23 protein-coding genes are annotated in these 19613 nt (G+C 59.8%); 15 read left to right on the top strand and 8 right to left on the bottom strand.

All coding sequences use genetic code 11. The features are described from left to right. Positions 1-36 precede the first annotated feature (36 nt). The 3 genes from ACR0MO_RS16015 to ACR0MO_RS16025 all read left to right on the top strand — a co-directional run bounded on the left by ACR0MO_RS16015 (position 37) and on the right by ACR0MO_RS16025 (position 2653). Complete coding sequence (locus ACR0MO_RS16015) at positions 37-723, top strand: M48 family metallopeptidase (protein WP_480708619.1); 687 nt, start codon at positions 37-39, stop codon at positions 721-723. A gap of 39 nt (positions 724-762) precedes the next feature. Further along, complete coding sequence (locus ACR0MO_RS16020) at positions 763-1410, top strand: GntR family transcriptional regulator (protein WP_170454826.1); 648 nt, start codon at positions 763-765, stop codon at positions 1408-1410. A gap of 112 nt (positions 1411-1522) precedes the next feature. Next, positions 1523-2653, top strand: coding sequence for a lytic murein transglycosylase (locus ACR0MO_RS16025; protein ID WP_170454825.1), 1131 nt, complete (start codon positions 1523-1525; stop codon positions 2651-2653). 4 nt (positions 2654-2657) lie between these two features. On the opposite strand, the gene ACR0MO_RS16030 is transcribed toward ACR0MO_RS16025, so the two are convergent. Next, positions 2658-3620 carry an acetyl-CoA carboxylase carboxyltransferase subunit alpha gene (locus ACR0MO_RS16030; protein WP_480892253.1) on the bottom strand — a complete coding sequence of 321 codons (963 nt, stop codon included), beginning with the start codon at positions 3618-3620 and terminating at the stop codon, positions 2658-2660. 121 nt (positions 3621-3741) lie between these two features. Here ACR0MO_RS16030 and ACR0MO_RS16035 point away from each other — a divergent pair, with 121 nt between their 5' ends. Beyond that, on the top strand, positions 3742-4575 hold the full coding sequence (locus ACR0MO_RS16035) for an AraC family transcriptional regulator (protein ID WP_170454820.1): 834 nt from the start codon (positions 3742-3744) through the stop codon (positions 4573-4575). On the opposite strand, the gene ACR0MO_RS16040 is transcribed toward ACR0MO_RS16035, so the two are convergent. Then, positions 4576-5172, bottom strand: coding sequence for a LysE family translocator (locus tag ACR0MO_RS16040; protein ID WP_170454818.1), 597 nt, complete (start codon positions 5170-5172; stop codon positions 4576-4578). A gap of 73 nt (positions 5173-5245) precedes the next feature. Between ACR0MO_RS16040 and ACR0MO_RS16045 the strand changes: the two genes are divergently transcribed. Beyond that, positions 5246-5698, top strand: a complete 453-nt coding sequence (locus ACR0MO_RS16045) for an Lrp/AsnC family transcriptional regulator (protein WP_170454816.1) — start codon at positions 5246-5248, stop codon at positions 5696-5698. A 117-nt stretch (positions 5699-5815) separates the two neighbouring features. Next, positions 5816-6394 carry a PA14 domain-containing protein gene (locus ACR0MO_RS16050; protein WP_170454814.1) on the top strand — a complete coding sequence of 193 codons (579 nt, stop codon included), beginning with the start codon at positions 5816-5818 and terminating at the stop codon, positions 6392-6394. A gap of 36 nt (positions 6395-6430) precedes the next feature. Here the strand turns inward: ACR0MO_RS16050 and ACR0MO_RS16055 are convergent, their stop codons facing one another. Further along, on the bottom strand, positions 6431-7393 hold the full coding sequence (locus ACR0MO_RS16055) for an L-malyl-CoA/beta-methylmalyl-CoA lyase (protein WP_170454812.1): 963 nt from the start codon (positions 7391-7393) through the stop codon (positions 6431-6433). Between the two features lie 295 nt (positions 7394-7688). Here ACR0MO_RS16055 and dgcN point away from each other — a divergent pair, with 295 nt between their 5' ends. The 3 genes from dgcN to ACR0MO_RS16070 all read left to right on the top strand — a co-directional run bounded on the left by dgcN (position 7689) and on the right by ACR0MO_RS16070 (position 10603). Beyond that, on the top strand, positions 7689-8690 hold the full coding sequence (gene dgcN, locus ACR0MO_RS16060) for an N-acetyltransferase DgcN (RefSeq protein ID WP_170454810.1): 1002 nt from the start codon (positions 7689-7691) through the stop codon (positions 8688-8690). A gap of 76 nt (positions 8691-8766) precedes the next feature. Next, positions 8767-9732 (top strand): N-acetyl-D-Glu racemase DgcA, encoded by a 966-nt coding sequence (gene dgcA, locus ACR0MO_RS16065; protein ID WP_170454808.1) that lies wholly within the window; start codon positions 8767-8769, stop codon positions 9730-9732. Between the two features lie 10 nt (positions 9733-9742). Then, positions 9743-10603: a D-amino-acid transaminase gene (locus ACR0MO_RS16070; protein ID WP_170624317.1), complete on the top strand. Its 861-nt coding sequence runs from the start codon at positions 9743-9745 to the stop codon at positions 10601-10603. 45 nt (positions 10604-10648) lie between these two features. On the opposite strand, the gene ACR0MO_RS16075 is transcribed toward ACR0MO_RS16070, so the two are convergent. From ACR0MO_RS16075 to ACR0MO_RS16085, 3 genes are all read right to left on the bottom strand, one after another. Further along, positions 10649-10963: a DUF1244 domain-containing protein gene (locus tag ACR0MO_RS16075; RefSeq protein WP_480892260.1), complete on the bottom strand. Its 315-nt coding sequence runs from the start codon at positions 10961-10963 to the stop codon at positions 10649-10651. Positions 10964-11041: 78 nt separating this feature from the next. Further along, complete coding sequence (locus tag ACR0MO_RS16080) at positions 11042-11281, bottom strand: DUF6868 family protein (RefSeq protein WP_170454802.1); 240 nt, start codon at positions 11279-11281, stop codon at positions 11042-11044. Between the two features lie 69 nt (positions 11282-11350). Further along, a complete protein-coding gene (locus ACR0MO_RS16085; protein WP_170624315.1) occupies positions 11351-12088 on the bottom strand; it encodes an N-formylglutamate amidohydrolase in 738 nt (245 codons plus the stop codon). Between the two features lie 128 nt (positions 12089-12216). Between ACR0MO_RS16085 and pyk the strand changes: the two genes are divergently transcribed. The 5 genes from pyk (at position 12217) to rplT (ending at position 16669) form a co-directional block, all read left to right on the top strand. Continuing rightward, on the top strand, positions 12217-13662 hold the full coding sequence (gene pyk / locus ACR0MO_RS16090) for a pyruvate kinase (RefSeq protein WP_170520116.1): 1446 nt from the start codon (positions 12217-12219) through the stop codon (positions 13660-13662). Between the two features lie 244 nt (positions 13663-13906). Then, on the top strand, positions 13907-14344 hold the full coding sequence (locus ACR0MO_RS16095; protein WP_170454796.1) for a universal stress protein: 438 nt from the start codon (positions 13907-13909) through the stop codon (positions 14342-14344). Positions 14345-14355: 11 nt separating this feature from the next. After that, positions 14356-15906: an alanine/glycine:cation symporter family protein gene (locus ACR0MO_RS16100; RefSeq protein WP_170520119.1), complete on the top strand. Its 1551-nt coding sequence runs from the start codon at positions 14356-14358 to the stop codon at positions 15904-15906. Between the two features lie 182 nt (positions 15907-16088). Then, a complete protein-coding gene (gene rpmI / locus ACR0MO_RS16105; RefSeq protein ID WP_010443552.1) occupies positions 16089-16289 on the top strand; it encodes a 50S ribosomal protein L35 in 201 nt (66 codons plus the stop codon). 14 nt (positions 16290-16303) lie between these two features. Further along, positions 16304-16669, top strand: a complete 366-nt coding sequence (gene rplT, locus ACR0MO_RS16110) for a 50S ribosomal protein L20 (protein WP_008756009.1) — start codon at positions 16304-16306, stop codon at positions 16667-16669. Positions 16670-16806: 137 nt separating this feature from the next. Here rplT and ACR0MO_RS16115 read toward each other — a convergent pair whose 3' ends face one another. Then, positions 16807-17778, bottom strand: a complete 972-nt coding sequence (locus ACR0MO_RS16115; RefSeq protein WP_480626928.1) for a LysR family transcriptional regulator — start codon at positions 17776-17778, stop codon at positions 16807-16809. Here ACR0MO_RS16115 and ACR0MO_RS16120 point away from each other — a divergent pair. Next, positions 17768-18073 carry a YciI family protein gene (locus ACR0MO_RS16120; RefSeq protein WP_170454790.1) on the top strand — a complete coding sequence of 102 codons (306 nt, stop codon included), beginning with the start codon at positions 17768-17770 and terminating at the stop codon, positions 18071-18073. The two genes, ACR0MO_RS16115 and ACR0MO_RS16120, sit on opposite strands and share 11 nt — an antisense overlap. 137 nt (positions 18074-18210) lie before the next feature. Here the strand turns inward: ACR0MO_RS16120 and ACR0MO_RS16125 are convergent, their stop codons facing one another. Beyond that, positions 18211-19602, bottom strand: coding sequence for an aminotransferase class III-fold pyridoxal phosphate-dependent enzyme (locus ACR0MO_RS16125; protein WP_170455041.1), 1392 nt, complete (start codon positions 19600-19602; stop codon positions 18211-18213). Positions 19603-19613 lie beyond the last annotated feature (11 nt).

Genomic DNA, 19613 nt, shown 5'->3' on the forward strand with positions numbered 1-19613 from the left:
GCACTGTCAAAGCCTTTGCGCGGAAGAGGTCGGGATATGGGAGATCACGCTTTGCCGGGAACGCCGCCGGTGCCGCTGACGCTGCGCAGATCGACGCGGGCGCGGCGGATCAGCCTGCGGATTTCCCAATTGGACGGGCGGGTTACCCTGACCTATCCGCAAGGCGTGCCCGAGGCCGAGGCGTTGAGTTTCGCGCGCAGCAAAGAGGAGTGGATCCGGCAGCATTTGGCAGGCCAACCCGATCTGGAACAGGTGCGTCTGGGCGGTGTGATCTGGATCGAAGGCACCGAGCGTCGAATCGTGCCCGCGCCGGGGCGGCGGGTGGTGCTGAGCACAGACTCGGTGGCCGTGCCTGCCGGGGCCGAGGGGCGGCGACTGGCCCGGTTTCTGAAAGAACTTGCACGGGATCGGCTGACTGGGGCCTGCGATGATTACGCCGCCATTCTGGGGCGCTCGTACACCAGTCTGACGCTGCGGGACACGCGATCCCGCTGGGGGTCGTGCAGTTCGCATGGCGGGTTGATGTTTTCCTGGCGCCTGATCCTCGCGCCGTCCGAAGTTCTGCACTATGTCGCCGCGCATGAGGTGGCGCATTTGGCCGAGATGAACCATTCGCCCGCATTCTGGGCGCAGGTCGAACGTATTTTTGGCCCCTATGATGCCCCGCGCCGGTGGTTGCGTGAAAACGGAGCGATGCTGCACAGATACCGCTTTGACGCGTAGTCGAGTTGACCCCGCAGGTTTTTGTGATCACATGAGACCATGTTAGCTACACGCCCGACCGACTCGCATATCGCAACCCATGACAGGGTGTATCGCACTCTGCGGTCCCGTATCCTGCACGGAGAGATCGCCCCCGGCGAGGCGCTGACCTTGCGTGGGATCGGCAAGGAGTTCGATGTCTCGATGACGCCTGCGCGCGAGGCGGTGCGCCGTCTGGCGGCGGAAGGGGCGTTGTTTCTGTCCTCATCGGGGCGGGTTTCGACGCCGGAACTGACGAATGACCGGATCGAGGAACTGGCCGCATTGCGCGCCTTGCTTGAGGTGGAACTGGCCAGCCGCGCCCTGCCGCGTGCCCATATCGCGCTGATCGACCGGTTGCAGACCATCAACATGACCGTCGCCGAAATGGTGACCAAGCGCGACGCCGTGGGCTATATCCGGTCGAATCTGGAGTTTCACAGGACGCTGTATCTGCGCGCGCAGGCCCCCGCGATGTTGGCCATGGCCGAGACGGTCTGGCTGCAACTTGGCCCCACCATGCGGTCCTTGTACGGGCGGCTTCGGCGCACCGAGCCGCCGCATTATCACAAGCTGATCATCGCCGCGCTGAAGGCCGGGGACGAGCCGGGGTTGCGCCTTGCCGTGCGCTCCGACGTAACACAGGGGTTGCGGTTGCTGGTTGCTTAAGCGGCGAACCGCCGAAGCGTCGATTTGGCGGCAGCCACTCTCGGTCGTTCTGGTTTGCGCGTCCGGTCTGCGCTAGGCTGAGGCAAATCACAAACAAGAGCAGATTTCAGTCATGATCAATCGACGGAGCTTTTCCATTGGCCTTGGCGCGGCAATATTGGCCGGGTGCAGCGACGAGGGCGCGCCATCCCGTGCGCGTGCGTCGCGTATGCAGTCGGTGCCGAATGCGGGCTATGATGCCTGGGTGGCCAATTTCAAATCCCGAGCCGCGTCGCAGGGGATTTCCCAGACGACCATAAATCGGGCCTTTCAGGGTGCGGGCTATTTGCCCGGCGTGATCGAGCGCGACCGCAATCAAGTGGAATTCAAACGCTCGCTTGAGGACTACTTGGCCATCGCCGCCTCGGACGAACGCATCAGCACCGGGCGGCAGATGTTGCAGCGGTACAATGGGACGCTGTCGCAGATCGAGGCGCAATACGGTGTCGACAAAGAGGTTGTCGTGGCCGTCTGGGGTTTGGAAAGCCGATACGGCGCGCGGCGCGGCGACGTGCCGGTGATTTCGGCCACGTCCACCTTGGCGTATGAGGGGCGGCGCGGAGAATTTTTCGAAAAGCAACTGGTCGCAGCCCTGAAGATCATTCAGGAGGGCGACACCTCGCCCGCCAACATGACCGGCAGCTGGGCCGGGGCGATGGGGCATACGCAGTTCATCCCAACCTCGTATCTGGCCTATGCGGTGGATTTCACCGGCGACGGTCGGCGCGATATCTGGTCCGAGGATCCAACGGATTCTTTGGCCTCGACGGCGGCCTATTTATCCCGTGCCGGTTGGGTGCGCGGCCAACCTTGGGGCGGCGAGGTCGGCACCGTGTCGGGTACACCGGTTGCTGTGCTGCAACCGCAGGTGCCGGGGCCGCGCATCGCCGTGTTCCGCAATTTCAATGTCATCAAGCGGTACAACAACTCGGACAGCTATGCGATTGGCGTGGGGCACCTGTCGGACCGGATTGCCGGAGGCGCTCCGTTTCAGGCCTCATTCGGGCCAGATGCCACGGGTCTGACGCTGGAGGACCGCAAAGACCTGCAGCGCCGCCTGACCTCGGCCGGGTATGACACGCAGGGCGCGGACGGGGTGATCGGGAACAACACCAAATCCGCCATCAGCGGCTATCAACGCGCCAACGGCCTGCCTGTGACCGGCGAGGCATCGGTTGACCTACTGCGTCGTTTGGGCGGTTGACGGTTTACGCCGCCAGCCCTTTCGACCCGATATCCAGGAATTTCTGACGGCGGTCCTTGATCAGGGCCGCTGCATCTTTGCCGCCCAGCTCTTTCAGCATGGCGGCGATGGCTTCGCGCACCGATTCAACCGCCTCGGGGCGACCGCGATGGGCCCCGCCTTTGGGCTCGGGGATGATCCGGTCGCAGACACCCAGCTTGTGCAGGTCCTGCGCTGTCAGGCGCAGCGCCTCGGCGGCTTCGCGCATCTTCTCGGCGTCTTTCCACAGGATCGAGGCGCAGCCTTCGGGTGAGATCACCGAATAGACCGAATGTTCCAGCATCGCGACACGGTTGGCGGTCGCAAAGGCCACAGCCCCGCCGGACCCACCTTCGCCGATAATGACCGATACTAGCGGCACACCGATTTTCAGACACATTTCGGTCGAACGCGCGATGGCCTCGGACTGGCCGCGTTCCTCGGCGCCTTTGCCGGGATAGGCGCCCGCCGTGTCGATCAGGGTGATCACTGGCAGACCAAACCGTCCGGCCATCTCCATCAGGCGCACGGCCTTGCGATAGCCTTCGGGCCGGGCCATGCCGAAATTCCGTTCGATCCGCGATTTGGTGTCGCTGCCCTTTTCATGGCCGATCACCATCACCGGCTGGTCGTTGAACCGGGCCAGCCCGCCGATCACCGCCAGATCGTCGGCAAAGTTCCGGTCGCCCGCCAGCGGCGTGAATTCGGTGAACAGCTCTTTGACATAGTCCTGGCAATGGGGCCGTTCGGGGTGGCGCGCCACCTGACATTTCCGCCACGGGGTCAGATCGGCATACAGTTCATCCAGCAGCTTGGCGGCCTTGGCGTCCAGCGCGGCGGCTTCTTCGCTCACGTCCATTTCTTCATTGGCACGGGCCAATGCGCGCAGCTCTTCAGCTTTGCCTTCGATCTCGGCCAGTGGTTTTTCGAAATCCAGATACTGGGTCATGACGCCTCTCAACGCGGAAGTTCCCTGCTATATGACCTGACGTCGCCCCGGATGCAACTCAGCAAGATTTGTGGGCCGTGAATATGCAAGCTGAGGAAAGCAATGAGAAGGAAGGATGCCGATGGCAACCAGCTACGAAGACCGGGTTCTGCGCGTGCTGAGCTATATCCACGACAACCCTGCCGGGGATCTGTCACTGGACGCGCTGGCCGATGTCGCCGCCATGTCCCGGTTTCACTGGCACCGCGTGTTTCGCGCCCTGACCGGCGAGACCTGCGCGCAGGCTGTACGCCGCCTGCGGCTGCACCGCGCGGCGACGCTGTTGGTGCGAACCGACACACCGGTGGCCCAGGTCGCGGCAACCGTTGGCTATCCCAACCCAAGCTCATTTGCGCGGGCCTTTACCGAGGCCTATGGCAGCAGCCCCGGTGCCTTTCGCAAGGCGGGGCAGTTTCTGCCGGCTCATCCCAACTTTAGAACCGGAGGATACCCGATGCATCCCGTGACAACCCGTACCGAACCCGCCCGCCGTGTGATCGCGCTGCCCCACAAGGGGGCCTATTCCGAAATCGGCAAGAGTTTCGAGGCCTTTGGTGCCTTGTGCGAATCCCGCCAGCTCTGGCCGCAGATCGGCCCGGTTCTGGCGCTGTATCTCGACAGCCCCGAGGACGTGCCCGAGGATCAGTTGCGCAGCTATGCCGGGGCTGAATTCCGGGGCGATGAGACGCCCCAAGGCATGGAGGACATGCAAATCGCTGGCGGGAAGACTGCGGTGCTAACCTACAAAGGCCCCTATTCAGGTATCGAGGCCGCCTATCACAGCCTGTTCGGCAACTGGTTGCCCGAATCCGGCGAAGAGCCTGCGGATCAGCCATGCTATGAAATCTACCTCAACGATCCGCGCGAAACCCCGCCCGAAGAGTTGCTGACCGAGATCTGTCTTCCCTTAAAGTGATCAGCTTGGCCACAGGACCGGATACAGCGAGGCGACCAGCAGTGCTGCCATGGTCCAATTGAAAACCAGCAACCGGCGCGGATTCGTCAGGAACCGCGCCATTTGCTGGCCCAGCAGGGTCCAGGTGCTGACCGACGGTAAATTGACCGCGCCGAACACCAGCGCGACGACAACGATCACGTTCAGTGTCTGATCCGGCGCATAGGCTGTGGTCGCGGTCAGTGCCATGGCCCAGGCTTTCGGGTTGACCCACTGAAACGCGGCGGCCTGCAGGAACGTCATTGGAGTGCCCACTTCGGCCTTTCCACCGGCGGGCGCGGCGTGTGCGATTTTCCAGGCCAGATACAGCAGATACGCCACCGAGGCGACTTTCAGCACCGTGTAGCTGGCCGGGTATTGGTTGAACACCTGCACCAGCCCCGCGCCGACAAGCAGGACCATGAAGGTAAAGCCAAGCCCGATTCCCAACATATGCGGGATCGAGCGGCGAAAGCCGAAATTGGCCCCTGACGCCATCAGCATCAGGTTATTCGGCCCCGGAGTGATCGAGGACACGAAGGCAAACACAATCAGGGCCAGAAGGATGTCGTAAGTCATGGCCCGAATATTTGCGCCAAAAGTGGCAAATGAAATTGCGTTTTGGTGCGCTTCTTGTTTATTTTCACAATTAATGACGAAGATGGATCAGATAAACCGCGATATATTGCGTGAGCTGACCGCAGATGGGCGGATCAGCAATCTGGAACTGGCGGATCGCGTGGGCCTGTCCCCCTCTGCCTGTCTGCGCCGGGTGCAGGAATTGGAAAGGGCAGGAGTGATCACCGGTTACCGCGCCGTTTTGGACCCCGTCGCGCTGGGCAAGGGGTTTGTGGCCTATATCGGCGTTGGGCTGGGCGAACATACCAAGGCCGCGCAGGAAGGGTTTGAACGGGCCTTGCAGCGCGCGCCCGAAGTGGTCGAATGCCACAACATCACCGGCACGATCGAATACCTGCTGCGCGTCGAATGCGCCGACCTTCCATCCTATAAGACCTTCCATACCGATGTGCTGGGAACGCTGCCCCATGTCACCTCGATCACGTCCTATGTGGTTATGGGGTCGCCCAAGGATTTGCGGGCCTGAGCGGCCACATTGTGAAGATTCACGCTCTTGCAGGGTAAAAATTCACATCCTAGTGTGACGTTAATGATGCCGTAGACCAAAATACCAAACAAACGCGGCGCACACAGGGAGATGATGATGAAACTCTTTCGTACAGGTGCGATTGCGGCAGCCGCCGTTTTGATCGCCGGGGCTGCTCTGGCGGCGCCGCTGAAACTGCAGCCTGCAAGCCCTCAGCCCAGTCCAAAGGCAGGGCTGGACGTCAAATACGCGTGGGAGGGGAACCCGCCGCGCAAAATCCAGAACCTGTCCAAAGTGGACTTTTTGCTGAAGAAGGCAAAGCCCGGTCAACCTTTGCGGGGATTGGACTATCGCGATACCTCCGAAGGCGATCCGGTTCTGACGTTCAACGAAGCCTATAACGTGGCGGCTGAAGTATCGGGCTACATCCGGTTCGACTCACCGGGTGTGTATGAACTGGAAACCTGGTCGAATGACGGCATCGACGCCTGGGTTGGCGGGCAACAGATCGGTTACGTCAACGGGCGTCAGGGCTGTGAGGCCAACCAAAGAACAGCGGTCGAGGTCCCACAAGCCGGGTGGTATCCGCTGAAGATCAAGTATTTCCAGAAATACGGCACATCCTGCCTGATGATGAAGTGGGGCAAGCAGGGTGATCGGTTCACCTGGACGCCAAACAACGTGTTTGGCCGGTAAAAAAAGGCGCCAGATCTGGCGCCTTTTTCAGTCTGGTCAGCCGTTGGCCGCGATCAGCTCGGCCTGTGCCACGATGACTTCGGCCTGTTTGATTGAAGCGATGTCGACAAGACGGCCTTTGTAAACTGTGGCCCCTTCGCCATTGGCCTTGGCCTGTTCCATCGCGGCCAGAATCTCGCGCGCTTCCGAAACAGCCTCATCCGACGGGGTGAAGACCTGATTGGCCAAAGCGATCTGTTTGGGGTGGATCGCCCATTTGCCAACCATGCCCAGCGTGGCCGAGCGTTTGGCCTGCGCGATATAGCCTTCGTCATCCGAGAAATCGCCGAACGGCCCGTCTACCGGCAGAACGCCGTGCGTGCGGCAGGCGGCGACAATGGCGGCCTGCGCCCAGTGCCACGGATCGGACCAGTGCTTTTCACCCTCGCGCAGCATGTAATAGTTTTCCTGCGTTCCGCCGATGCCAGTGGTCTGCATCCCCATCGAGGCTGCAAAATCCGCAGCACCAAGGCTCATGGCTTGCATACGGGGCGAGGACGCGGCGATTTCTTCGACATGGGCGATACCTGCAGCGGATTCGATAATCACTTCGAACGAGATCGGCTTGGTCCGGCCCTTGGCGCGCTCGATAGCAGTAACCAGCGCGTCCACGGCGTAGACATCTGCCGCGCAACCGACCTTGGGGATCATGATCTGGTCCAGCCGGTCGCCCGCCTGTTCCAGAACGTCAACGACATCGCGGTACCAATAGGGTGTGTCCAGCCCGTTGATCCGCACCGACATATACTTACCACCCCAGTCGATGGTGTTCAACGCTTCGATGACATTTGCGCGGGCGGCGTCCTTGTCAGATGGGGCAACCGAGTCCTCGAGGTCCAGATTGATCACGTCTGCGGCCGATGCTGCCATCTTGGGGAACAGCTTGGTGTTCGATCCGGGGCCGAACAATTGGCAGCGATTGGGGCGGGCCGGGGCGGCGGGTTGAATGCGGAAACTCATCGGGGCCTCTTGTGGGTAAGGAAATTGCGATTTTTCTCTCGATTGAGGTATTAAATTACGTAGATCAGCGCAAGCGGGATTGTGCGCCTGCGGCAATGCGCGTGCAGAAATCGCAGTTTCGACTGCGAAGTAAGGGTGATTAAAGTTTAATCAGTTTGAAAACTTCGAATATTTTTGCGCAGTCAGAGAACACGGCGCAAAAACCTCGCGTGCTGTGTGGGGTTAGGCGGTGAAAACGCGAAGCGCTCGTATTGGCGCTTGTCTACTTTGCGTCGGAATCAAAGGAGTGACCGCAATGATCGAGACACCGTACCTGCTGTTTTTGGGCGATGCGCCCGACCAACTGGCCGCCAAAGTTGCAATCGGAATCCGGGACTGGCGTCCCGAGAACGCCGTTGGCCAATTGCGGATGGACGGCTGCAAGGCCGACCTGGGCATGACCGACATGACGCTTGAAGAAGGCAAGGCCGCCGGTGCCAAGACCCTGGTTATTGGTGTTGCGAACCGTGGCGGCGTGATCAGCCAGGCCTGGAAAGAGGTTCTGATCGCTGCGCTGGAAATGGGCTATGATCTGGCGTCGGGCCTGCACAACCTGCTGCGGGACGAGGGTGATCTGGTTGCAGCGGCGCAGACTCATGGCTGCACATTGCACGACGTTCGCGTACCGACCGTCGGCTACCCGATCGCAAACGGCAAAAAGCGCAGCGGCAAGCGCTGCCTTGCCGTTGGAACCGACTGTTCTGCCGGTAAGATGTATACCGCCATGTCCATGGACGCCGAAATGCGCAACCGTGGCATGAAGTCGACATTCCGCGCCACTGGTCAGACCGGTATTCTGATCACCGGTCAGGGCGTGCCTCTGGACGCCGTCGTTGCAGACTTCATGGCAGGCTCGGTGGAATACCTGACGCCTGAGAATGATGAGGATCACTGGGATCACATCGAAGGGCAGGGCTCGTTGTTCCATGTCTCGTATTCCGGCGTCACCATGGCCCTGATCCACGGCGGCCAGCCGGATGCCCTGATCCTGTGCCATGAACCCACCCGGACGCATATGCGTGGTCTGCCCGAGTATTCTGTGCCGACGCTGCCGCAGCTGCGCGACACCGCATTGCCGCTGGCACGGGTTGCAAACCCGGACTGTCAGGTGGTCGGCGTGTCGATCAACACCCAGCACCTGAGCGAGGATGAGGCGAAGGCCTATATCGCCAAGGTCGAGGCCGAAATGGGCCTGCCCGCCACCGACCCGTACCGTTTTGGTGCCGGTAAACTGGTAGACGCGCTGGCCGCGCTGTGATCTGAACGGCGCGCCGGAGGCGGGTGTTGATCCGCCTCCGGCGGCCGTATTTTGAACGAGAAGAAGGAGCGTGCGCGTGCAGATTGACGTCTCTCGTGATGTTTTCCGGCTGGCGCAGGTGTTCACCATCTCGCGCGGGTCGCGGACCGAGGCAAAGGTGCTGACGGTACGGCTGTCGGATGGGGCGCATGAAGGCTGGGGCGAATGTGTGCCCTATGCGCGGTATGATGAGACGCTTGAGTCCGTTGAGGCCGAGATTGCCGGGTTGCCTGCGGAGTTCACGCGTCAGGCGCTGATGGATCTGCTGCCAGCCGGTGCGGCGCGGAACGCGGTGGATTGTGCGCTGTGGGATCTTGAGGCCAAGCGGGCGGGCAAGCGCGCCTGGGATCTGGCCGGATTGCCGGTGCCGGGGCCTGAGATCACGGCCTATACCCTGTCGCTGGATACGCCTGAGGCGATGCAGAAGCAGGCGGCCGAGAATGCGCATCGCCCGTTGCTGAAGATCAAGCTGGGCACCCCGGACGACATGCCTCGGCTGGAAGCCGTGCGCGCGGGTGCGCCGGATGCCAAGATCATCGTGGATGCGAACGAAGGCTGGTCGGCTGAGGTTTACGCCGATCTGGCGCCGCATCTGGTGCGTCTGGGTGTGGCGCTGGTCGAGCAGCCTCTGCCCGCCGGACAGGATGACGCGCTGATCGGGATGGAGCGTCCGGTGCCTGTCTGTGCCGATGAATCCTGCCATGACCGGACCAGCCTGCCCAAGCTGAAGGGCAAGTATGATGTGGTCAACATCAAGCTGGACAAGACCGGTGGTCTGACCGAGGCGCTGGCCCTGCGGGAACAGGCGCTGGCCGAGGGCTATCGCGTGATGGTCGGCTGCATGGTCGGCAGTTCACTGGCGATGGCCCCTGCGACATTGCTGGCGCAGGGCGCGATGGTAACGGACCTTGACGGCCCGCTGTTGTTGGCCGAAGACCGCGCGACACCGCTGACATTTGATGATGCCGGAGTGCACCCGCCCATGGCGGCACTTTGGGGCTAAGGAGAGATACATGACTCGCACCGTTTATGTGAATGGCGAATACCTGCCCGAGACCGAAGCCAAGGTTTCGATCTTTGACCGTGGTTATCTGTTTGCGGACGCCGTTTACGAAGTGACCAGCATTCTGGACGGCAAGCTGATCGATTTCGAAGGCCACGCCGTGCGCCTCAAGCGGTCCTTGGATGAGCTGGAGATGGCCGAGCCGTGCTCCAAGGAAGAGCTGCTGGAAATTCACCGCAAGCTGGTGGAATTGAACGGCATCGAGGAAGGTCTGGTGTATCTGCAGGTCAGCCGTGGATCGGATGGCGACCGTGATTTTGTGTTCCCGTCGGTGGATACCAAGCCCAGCCTCGTTCTGTTCACGCAGAACAAGCCGGGTCTGGCGGATAGCCCGGCGGCCAAGAAAGGTGCCAAGATCATCTCGATTGATGACCTGCGTTGGGGCCGCCGCGACATCAAGACCGTGCAGCTGCTCTACCCGTCGATGGGCAAGATGATGGCCAAGAAAGCGGGCTGCGACGATGCCTGGCTGATCGAGGATGGCTATGTGACCGAAGGCACCAGCAACAACGCCTTTTTCGTCAAGAACGGCAAGATCGTTACCCGCCCGCTGTCCAACGACATTCTGCACGGCATCACCCGCAAGGCAGTGCTGCGCATGGCGGCTGAGGCGCAGATGGAAATCGAAGAGCGTCTGTTCACCATCGACGAGGCCAAAGAGGCGGACGAAGCCTTTACCACCTCGGCCAGCGCCTTTGTCATGCCGGTGATCGAGATTGACGGCGTGACGCTGGGCGACGGGACGCCCGGCCCGGTCGCAAAGCGTCTGCGCGAGATTTATCTGGACGAAAGCCGTAAAGCGGCGATCTAAAGAAAAGGCCCGCCAATCCGGCGGGCCTTATTCGTTTTGGGGGCGTCAGCCTTTCTTGGTGACGTTTTCCTCGAAGGCGACCTTGAAGGCGGCCTGTTTCTCGGGGCTGGCCTCGGTCTGATAGTTGGCTTTCCACTCATCCATGGTCATGCCGTAGAAAATTTCGCGCGCCTCGTCCTTGCCCATTTCGATGCCCTTTTCATTGGCCGCTTCCTGATACCAGCGCGACAGGCAATTTCGGCAGAACCCGGCCAGGTTCATCATGTCGATGTTTTGTACGTCCCTGCGGTCTTCCATCAGGTGCTGCTGCAACCGGCGGAAGGCGGCGGCCTGAAGTTCGATTTCGGTTTGCTTGTCCATAAGTCTGGCTCCGGGTGGTTCTGGTGCGTGTCACACCTGACCTAGCGGTCCGGTGGGGATGTTTCAATAAACAGGATGTCAGACCAGTTTCAGGGCCAGCCACGGGATGATGCAGAAGATCAGGGTGAGGATCTTGTAATTGGCGAGATACCGGAAATACGCCTGTTTCACATCCGCGCGGTCCATCTGGAACATTCGACCGTGAATACCGGCGATCCAGTCCTGCATCAGGACGATCATCACGGTGGTGAACAACAGAATGGCGATATTCAGCACCGCCATCCAGCCAAAGAAGCTTGTCAGGAACTCTTGAGTCATACCTGCCTCCTTTCCTTCATTATATGGGGAGCCAGGATCAGGAGTGGAATACCCGTTGAGGATCTGAGGCTAAAGGTCGCTTTCCTCCAGCGCATCCGTCAGGACAACTGCCAGCCGCTCGGCCCATTCCCGTTGCCCGACGTGATCTGCGATCAGATCATTGCGCAGCTCGATCAGGGCGTTGGGGCGGCCATGTGTTGTGCAATGCTTGTCAATCGCGTCACCGGGCAGGACCCCGGTATAGGGCTCGTTCACGCCGACGCACAGGTCGTCCTCGGCCCTTAACCGGTCGATCAACGGGCCCGCGAATCGCTTGTCCGGGGTGTGCAGCACGCCAATGTGCCAGGGCCGTGGGTCGCGGCCACGCAGTTGGCGGGTGAAGGAATGCATCGACACGACAACCGCATGGGGCAGGGCGGCCAACCGCCCAAGTGCCTCATGATACGGGCGGTAGCACATGTTCAGGCGACGCTCGCGCTCGGCCGCATCGGCGTGGCGGTTGCCCGGTATGATCGAGCCGTCGTACAGCTTCATCAGCAGGGTCGGGTCATCCTCACCCCGGTTCGGGTCGATCACCAGGCGCGAGAAATTGGCGGCGATCACCGGCGCATTCAGGATTTCGCCCAGATGTTTCGATACCTCATAGGCACCGACATCATAGGCGATGTGACGCTCCATATCTTCACGCGGCAGGCCGAGGTCGCCGTCACCCACATCGGGCGGAACGGTATTGGTTGCGTGGTCGCAGGTGATCAGCCAGCGGGACGGGCGATCCTCGCCGTGGATAAAGAACGGAGTGTACGTCATAAGCCTGTCATCAAGTTTGCCGCAGGTGTATGGCAGTTGCTTCGGAAAGGGAATTGCGCAATAAGCAGCCAAGGCAATGTTTGCGGTAACATTGCCCTAACACCGTGGGATTGAGGAGAGCAAGACCAATGCGACGCCTTAGAAATGTGAAAATTGTGGCGACGCTGGGACCGGCGTCCAACGACTATGATACCATTCGTGCCCTGCACGAGGCCGGGGCGGATGTGTTTCGCCTGAACATGAGCCACGGCAGCCATGACGAGATCCGCGAACGGCATCGCATTATCCGTCAGGTGGAAAAGGATCTGGACAGCCCGATTGCGATTCTGGCCGACTTGCAGGGCCCCAAACTGCGCGTCGGCGTATTTGCCAACGACGCTGAGGAACTGGAAGAGGGTGCCGCGTTCCGACTGGACCTTGACCCACAGGCCGGGGATGCGGCCCGTGTCTGCCTGCCGCACCCCGAGATTTTTGCCGCCCTCGAACCCGGTGCGCGGCTGCTGGTCAATGACGGAAAGATTCGCCTGATCGTCAATGATTGTGGGCAGGACTATGCCAATTGCACGGTTGAGATTGGTGGCACCATCTCGAACCGCAAAGGTGTGAACGTGCCTGACGTTGTGTTGCCGCTGGCCGCTTTGTCGGCCAAGGATCGCGACGATCTGGAATTTGTCTGCCAGCTGGGCGTCGATTGGCTGGCGCTGAGCTTTGTTCAGCGCGCCAAGGATGTGTTCGAGGCGCGCGCGCTGGCGGATGGCCGCGCCGCGATCCTGTCGAAGATCGAAAAGCCCGCCGCCGTGCAGGCCTTTGACGATATTCTGGATGCCTCGGACGGGATCATGGTCGCGCGTGGCGATCTGGGCGTGGAACTGCCGGTCTCGGCGGTGCCTCCGATCCAGAAACGTCTGGTGCGCAAGTGCCGCGGCGCTGCCAAGCCGGTCATCGTCGCCACTCAGATGCTGGAAAGCATGATCGAAAGCCCGATGCCCACCCGCGCCGAGGTTTCGGATGTGGCGACCGCGATCTATGAGGGGACGGACGCAATCATGCTGAGCGCGGAATCCGCCGCAGGCTCGTATCCGATCGAAGCGGTTCAGACCATGAACAAGGTCGCCATCGAGGTCGAGGCCGACCCGACCTATGTGCAGATCATTGCCGCCTCGCGCACGGCCAAGGGCACGACCGTTGCGGATGGCATTGTCGCAGCTGCCCGCGAAATCGCCGAGAAAACGGACATCAAGGCGATCTGCTGCTTTACCCAAAGTGGCACCACAGCCTCATTGACCGCGCGCGAGCGACCCGGTGTGCCGATCATTGCCATGACATCCCAAATGGGCACGGCGCGCAGGCTGTGCCTGAGCTGGGGCTGCAACTGCGTGATGACGCCCGAGTTGCAACGGTTCAAGGGGGCCGTGGTCAACGCCGCACGCGCCGCACGGGCCGGCGGGTTTGCAACGGAAAGCGACCAGATCGTCGTAACCGCCGGTGTGCCCTTTAACGTCCCCGGAACGACAAACATTCTGCGGGTTGCACCATGTGACGAACGGCTGATCTACAGCACCGATCCCGAATAAGCCCGATACAAATCAGCCCCTCAACCCGCCCCGCATCATGCCGGGCGGGCTTGTTTCACCACGCGAAAATCGCTGATTTTTAAGCGAAATTTGACCGCTTGGGGCGAATTTTGCAGAATAGAATTCATTTTCTGATGGAAATTTCGGATAAAGACCCTAAGGGCAGTCAAATTCACAAGTTCCAAGTTCCGGCTGCTCTGCCGGGGGCACGGGCCCCGGATAACAACGAAAACGGAGGAACGAGATGACAGCGAAAATTGTCATAGGACTGGACGGGACAGAAACCGGAGAGCGCGCATTGGCCTTCGCCAAAGACCTGGCGGAACGGCTGAATACGTGCGAGCTTTTGGTCGCTTATGTGATCGAATGGTCCCCGTACACATTCCAAACCCCTGAAGAAAACGCACAACGCCACAAACGGCGCGAAGAAGAGGTCGAGCTGGCAACAACCCGCATCGTGACCCCTGCTGTGGACGCGTTGAATGCGGCCGGATTCCAGGCGCATGGCGTCGTGCGGCACGGAGACGTGGCCGAGACGCTGAACAAGATCACTGTCGAAAACGGCGGATCGCAGATTGTGGTTGGCCGCGCTTCGGCTGACGGCATCAAGAAGCGGCTGTTTGGCAGCGCCACGCAGAATCTGGTGATGCATGCCGACGTGCCAGTCACCGTTGTGAACTAAGGGGGTAGAAAATGAAAACCTTCAAATATCTCAGTCTTCTTGTCGTATCAATGCTGGTGGCAGGTGCGGCAACGGCCCAAGAGGCTCCGGGCCTGGACGACAAGATCAATCAGGCCTTCGCCGATGCGACCGGGCCGTTTGTCAGCTTTATCTTCGCGCCGTTCCCGGGAACCGGGTTCCCGTGGATCGTCGGCTGGCTGGTGGTCGCGGCGACCGTGTTCACGCTTTATTTTGCTTTTGTTCAGTTTCGGTTCTTCGGACACTCTATCAGCCTGGTCAAAGGCGACTATTCCGACCCAAACGATGCGGGTGAGGTCAGCCACTTTCAGGCTCTGGCCACAGCCCTGTCGGGTACGGTCGGTCTGGGCAACATCGCCGGTGTGGCCGTTGCCATTGGGATCGGCGGACCGGGCGCGACCTTCTGGATGATCGTCGCGGGCCTTTTGGGCATGGCGTCGAAATTCACCGAATGTACGCTGGGTGTAAAATACCGCAACGAATACGAAGACGGCACCGTTTCGGGTGGCCCGATGTACTATATGTCCAAGGGCTTTGCCGAACTGGGCCTGCCGGGTGGTAAGATTCTGGCGGTTCTGTTCTCGATCTTCTGTATCCTTGGCGCGCTGGGCGGGGGCAACATGTTCCAGGCCAATCAGGCGCATCAGCAGATTGCAGGCATCGTCGGGGACTATCCGGGCTGGATCACCGGTTTGGTCTTTGCGGCCATCGTTTTTGCGGTGATCGTGGGCGGCCTGAAATCCATCGCGCGCGTGACCGAAAAGGTCGTTCCCTTCATGGGTGTCATGTATGTGCTGGCCGCACTGGTCATCATCATCATGCACGCGGATCAGATCGGCTGGGCCTTTGGCCAGATCTTTGCTGGCGCCTTTACCGGCCTCGGTGTTGCCGGCGGCATGGTTGGCGCGCTGATTCAGGGCTTCCGCCGTGCGGCGTTCTCGAACGAAGCGGGCGTTGGTTCGGCTGCGATTGCACACTCGGCTGTGCGGACCAAGGAACCGATCACCGAAGGCTTCGTGTCGCTGCTTGAGCCTTTCATCGATACCGTTGTGATCTGTACCATGACGGCGCTGGTGATCATCATCACCCAGCAGCTGATCGTTGATCCGGCAACCGGAAACTACATGCTGAACGAGGCAGGCAATGCCATCGCAACCGTCGACGGCAACTCGGGCGTCAGCCTGACTTCGGCGGCCTTCGGCAGCGCGTTCAGCTGGTTCCCGTTCATCCTGGCGATTGCTGTGGTGCTGTTTGCCTTCTCGACCATGATCAGCTGGTCCTATTACGGCCTCAAGGCCTGGACCTATCTGTTCGGCGAAGGCCACACCAAGGAACTGGTGTTCAAGATCATCTTCTGCATCTTCGTGGTGATCGGTGCGGCGGCCAATCTTGGCCCGGTCATCGACTTCTCGGATGCGGCGATCTTTGCCATGGCGGTTGTGAACGTCTTTGCGCTGTACTTCCTGATGAAAGTGGTGCGTCAGGAACTGGCGTCCTACGCGGAACGTTTGAAAAGCGGCGAGATCCGCAAATTCGAACACTGACCCAAAGACCGGGGCGGCCTTTGTCGCCCCGGTACGTCGCCAGCCTGCGAAAATCGCAGATTCTGGGCCGAACCCCCTTGCCAGTATGACCGAACTTGCGTAAACGGCGCTTCTGATCGCGTGACCGGCCGAGATGGCATGCCGAGTCGCGTCTGAAACCGAACCCGAAAAAGGAGACGGAAATGCCTAAGATGAAGACCAAATCGAGCGCCAAAAAGCGCTTCAAGGTGACTGCGACCGGTAAGGTCCTTGCTGGCCAGGCCGGCAAACGGCACGGCATGATCAAGCGGACCAAGAAATTCATCCGCGACGCCCGTGGCAACACCACCCTGTCCGCCCCCGACGCCAAGATCGTCAAGGGCTACATGCCCTACGACCGCTAAGAGGAGATTAAGAGATGTCCCGCGTTAAAGGTGGAACCGTAACTCACGCCCGTCACAAGAAGGTCATCAAGGCCGCCAAAGGTTACTATGGCCGCCGCAAGAGCACCTTCAAGGTTGCCCGTCAGGCCGTCGACAAGGCCAACCAGTACGCAACCCGCGACCGCAAGAACCGCAAGCGCAACTTCCGCGCGCTGTGGATCCAGCGTATCAACGCTGCTGTGCGTTCGCATGACGAGGCTCTGACCTATTCCCGCTTCATCAACGGCCTGAACCTGGCCGGTATCGAAGTGGACCGCAAAGTTCTGGCCGACCTGGCCGTGCACGAACCGGAAGCGTTCGGCGCGATCGTTGCCAAAGCACAGGCCGCTCTGGCTGCCTGATCCTCTGAAAAGAGACAGTGAAAAAAGGGCCGTCCCATTTGGGGCGGCTTTTTTGTTTTAGGTAGGAGGGATGTCGGTTTCGAGCCCAACGTGACACATGCTTCGCCTTGCATGAATGGCCGCTTTTGAACCGTGCGTCATTGCCAGTTCAGACCAATCAACCACTCTTTGGCTGCTGTAAACGACGCTCTTGATGTCTGATCCGCATGCGACAACATCCAAACTTCCCTTCTCGGAAGCTTGGCGCAGTTTTTTGGCTCGATTACTCGAAATCTTGAATCGGACAATACGATTGCTCTTGGAAGTAGCGTTTTTCCAATTCCCGCCGCTACGGCCTGAATCGCCGTCTCAACGTCCATTACTCGCAAACCCGCACGCAGGTGTTCTGACCTCGCGGTCCTTTCAAGCCAACGCGCCTGCGGCAGGCGAGAATGTGCCTCGTCGTAGGTGATCCAACCCAATTTCGCACATTGCTCCGGTGAGACAAAACTTGCAGCACAGGCAACGAATGAAATCTCGCCCAGCTTTTGCGCTTTGGTGCGTAGACCCCCATCAGATGGACGTGCAAAGCGAACTGATAGATCGGCCTCACGCTTGGACAAGTTCAGATTGTCCGCACGCGGAACAAGCTCGACGCTGAGGTCTGGATGGAGGCGGGTCAAAAGAGGAAGATGAGGCACCAGAAAACGGTTCACGATAACAGGCACCGCGCTCAGACGTACGGAACCGGTAACCTTGTTTGTGCTTTCGCCTGAAATTGCGCTTATCGCAGCGTGACTCGTCTCGATTTTCTCGGCGTGTGACAGAATGCGCAACGCAGCGTCCGTCGGTTCGAACCGCCCATTTGCGCTACGCAAGAAAAGGGTCGTAGCCAAAGCCTCTTCAAGCGTTTTTATTCGGCGTGCTACCGTTGTATCGCTGACGCCAACCGTCCGCCCTGCTTCGGTCAGTTTTCCTTCGCGATGAAGCGCCAAAAGATACTTTAGATCATTCCAATCATGACTCTGCATTTTTGCAGAGTAAATCTCCAGTATTACTGACTCAATCTTCGATTTCGATGTGGCAACTATGATTTCACAAATCTGTAGGAGAAAACAATTGAAGTTCATCATCCTGTTTGAAGACGCACCAGACGCTGATCCTGATATCCGCAAAACGCACATGGTTAAGCACCTCGATTTCCTTGAGCAGAACGCAGACAAGATCGAGGCTGCTGGCCCTTTGTCCGACGCCGAAGGTCAAGGGCGCGACGGTTTATGGATTGTGGAAGCAGGCACAGAGGACGAAGTCGATCAACTGGTGCATGATGACCCGTTCTGGCCGACTGGTCTCAGGAAATCGTATTCGATCATAAAATGGAAACAGGTCTATGTTGACGGTGCGCGGTTGATCCATCCGAGCTGAGGCTTAAGCGCTTAAAAAGCGTATAGTAAACATTGGCGTAGCCACAGCGAAAGCTCACTTTGTCCGCATATCGGCCATCAAAACAAAAAAACCGGCGCAGTAGGCGCCGGTTTTCATAGTTGCTTTGCAGCGGTATCTTACCCGAACACACGTCCCAGTGCACCATCAACCGCGTCGGTGATCTGGTCGATGTCGTCCGGCGTCGCGATCAGTGCGGGCGAGAAGCACAGGGTGTTGTTCTTGCCCGGCAGCGAGCGGTTGGTTGCGCCGATGATCACGCCCTGGTTCATACAGTCGGCCACGACGGCCTGAACCAGTTTCTCGTCCACGGGGTCTTTGCTTGCCCGGTCGGAGACCAGTTCGGCACCCAGGAACAGGCCCTTGCCGCGTACGTCGCCGATGACTTTGTGCTTTTCCATCAGCGCCTGCAAGTTGCCCAGCATTCGGTCGCCCATATCGGCGCAGTTCTGCAGCAGGTTTTCATCCTGAATGATCCGCATGTTCTCGATCGCGGCGGTCGGACCGGCGGTGCAGCCACCAAAGGTCGAGATGTCGCGGAAGTAGCCCATGTGATCGGACGGATCTTCTTTGAACATGTTGAAGATCTCTTCGGTGGTCACCATGCAGGCAATTGCCGCATAGCCCGAAGCCACACCTTTGGCCATGGTTACCAGATCCGGCTTGATGCCGTATTGCTGATACCCGAACCAGGTGCCGGTCCGGCCCAGGCCGCAGACAACTTCGTCGATGTGCAGCAGCACGTTGTACTTCTCGCAGATCTCCTGCACGCGCGGCCAGTAGCCCTCGGGCGCTTCGATCACGCCGCCGCCTGCTGTCACAGGCTCAAGGCACAGGGCGCCCACGGTGTCGGGGCCTTCGCGCAGGATGACCTCTTCGATCTGGTTTGCGGCCCATTCGCCGAAGTTTTCAACCGGCGCGCCGTCCAGCTCGTGCTTGCGGTATTCCATGCAATGCGGAACCTGCACGAAATCGGGCGCGAAGGGGCCGTATTGTGCGTTACGCTCGATCTGACCGCCCGCCGACATGGTTGCCAGGGTCGAGCCGTGATAGTCACGCTCGCGGTACAGGATCTTGGTTTTCTTGCCGCCATAGCGCTTATGCGCGATCTGGCGGATGATCTTGAACGCCTTCTCGTTCGCTTCCGCGCCCGAGTTGGTGTAGTAGACGCGGCTCATGCCCGGCATCTTGTCAATCAGCATCTCGGCGAAGGTCGCGCCGGGGATCGAACCTGCGGTATTGGCGAAATAGCACAGCTTCATCATCTGCTCGTACACGGCCTTGCAGATCGATTCGCGGCCATAGCCAACATTGACGGTCCAGACACCGCCGGACACGGCGTCCAGATGCTCTTTGCCCTTCTGGTCCCAGACGCGCATGCCTTTGCCTTCGACAATGATACGCGGATCGTTGGTTTCAAAGGGTTTGTGCTGGATCAGGTGGTGCCAGACGTGGGCGCGGTCGGCTTCGACTACGTGGGAAAGATCGTTTTCGTTGAACGTGCCGTCCATGACAAGTCCTT

It is taken from the genome of Ruegeria sp. K5 (assembly GCF_056531805.1).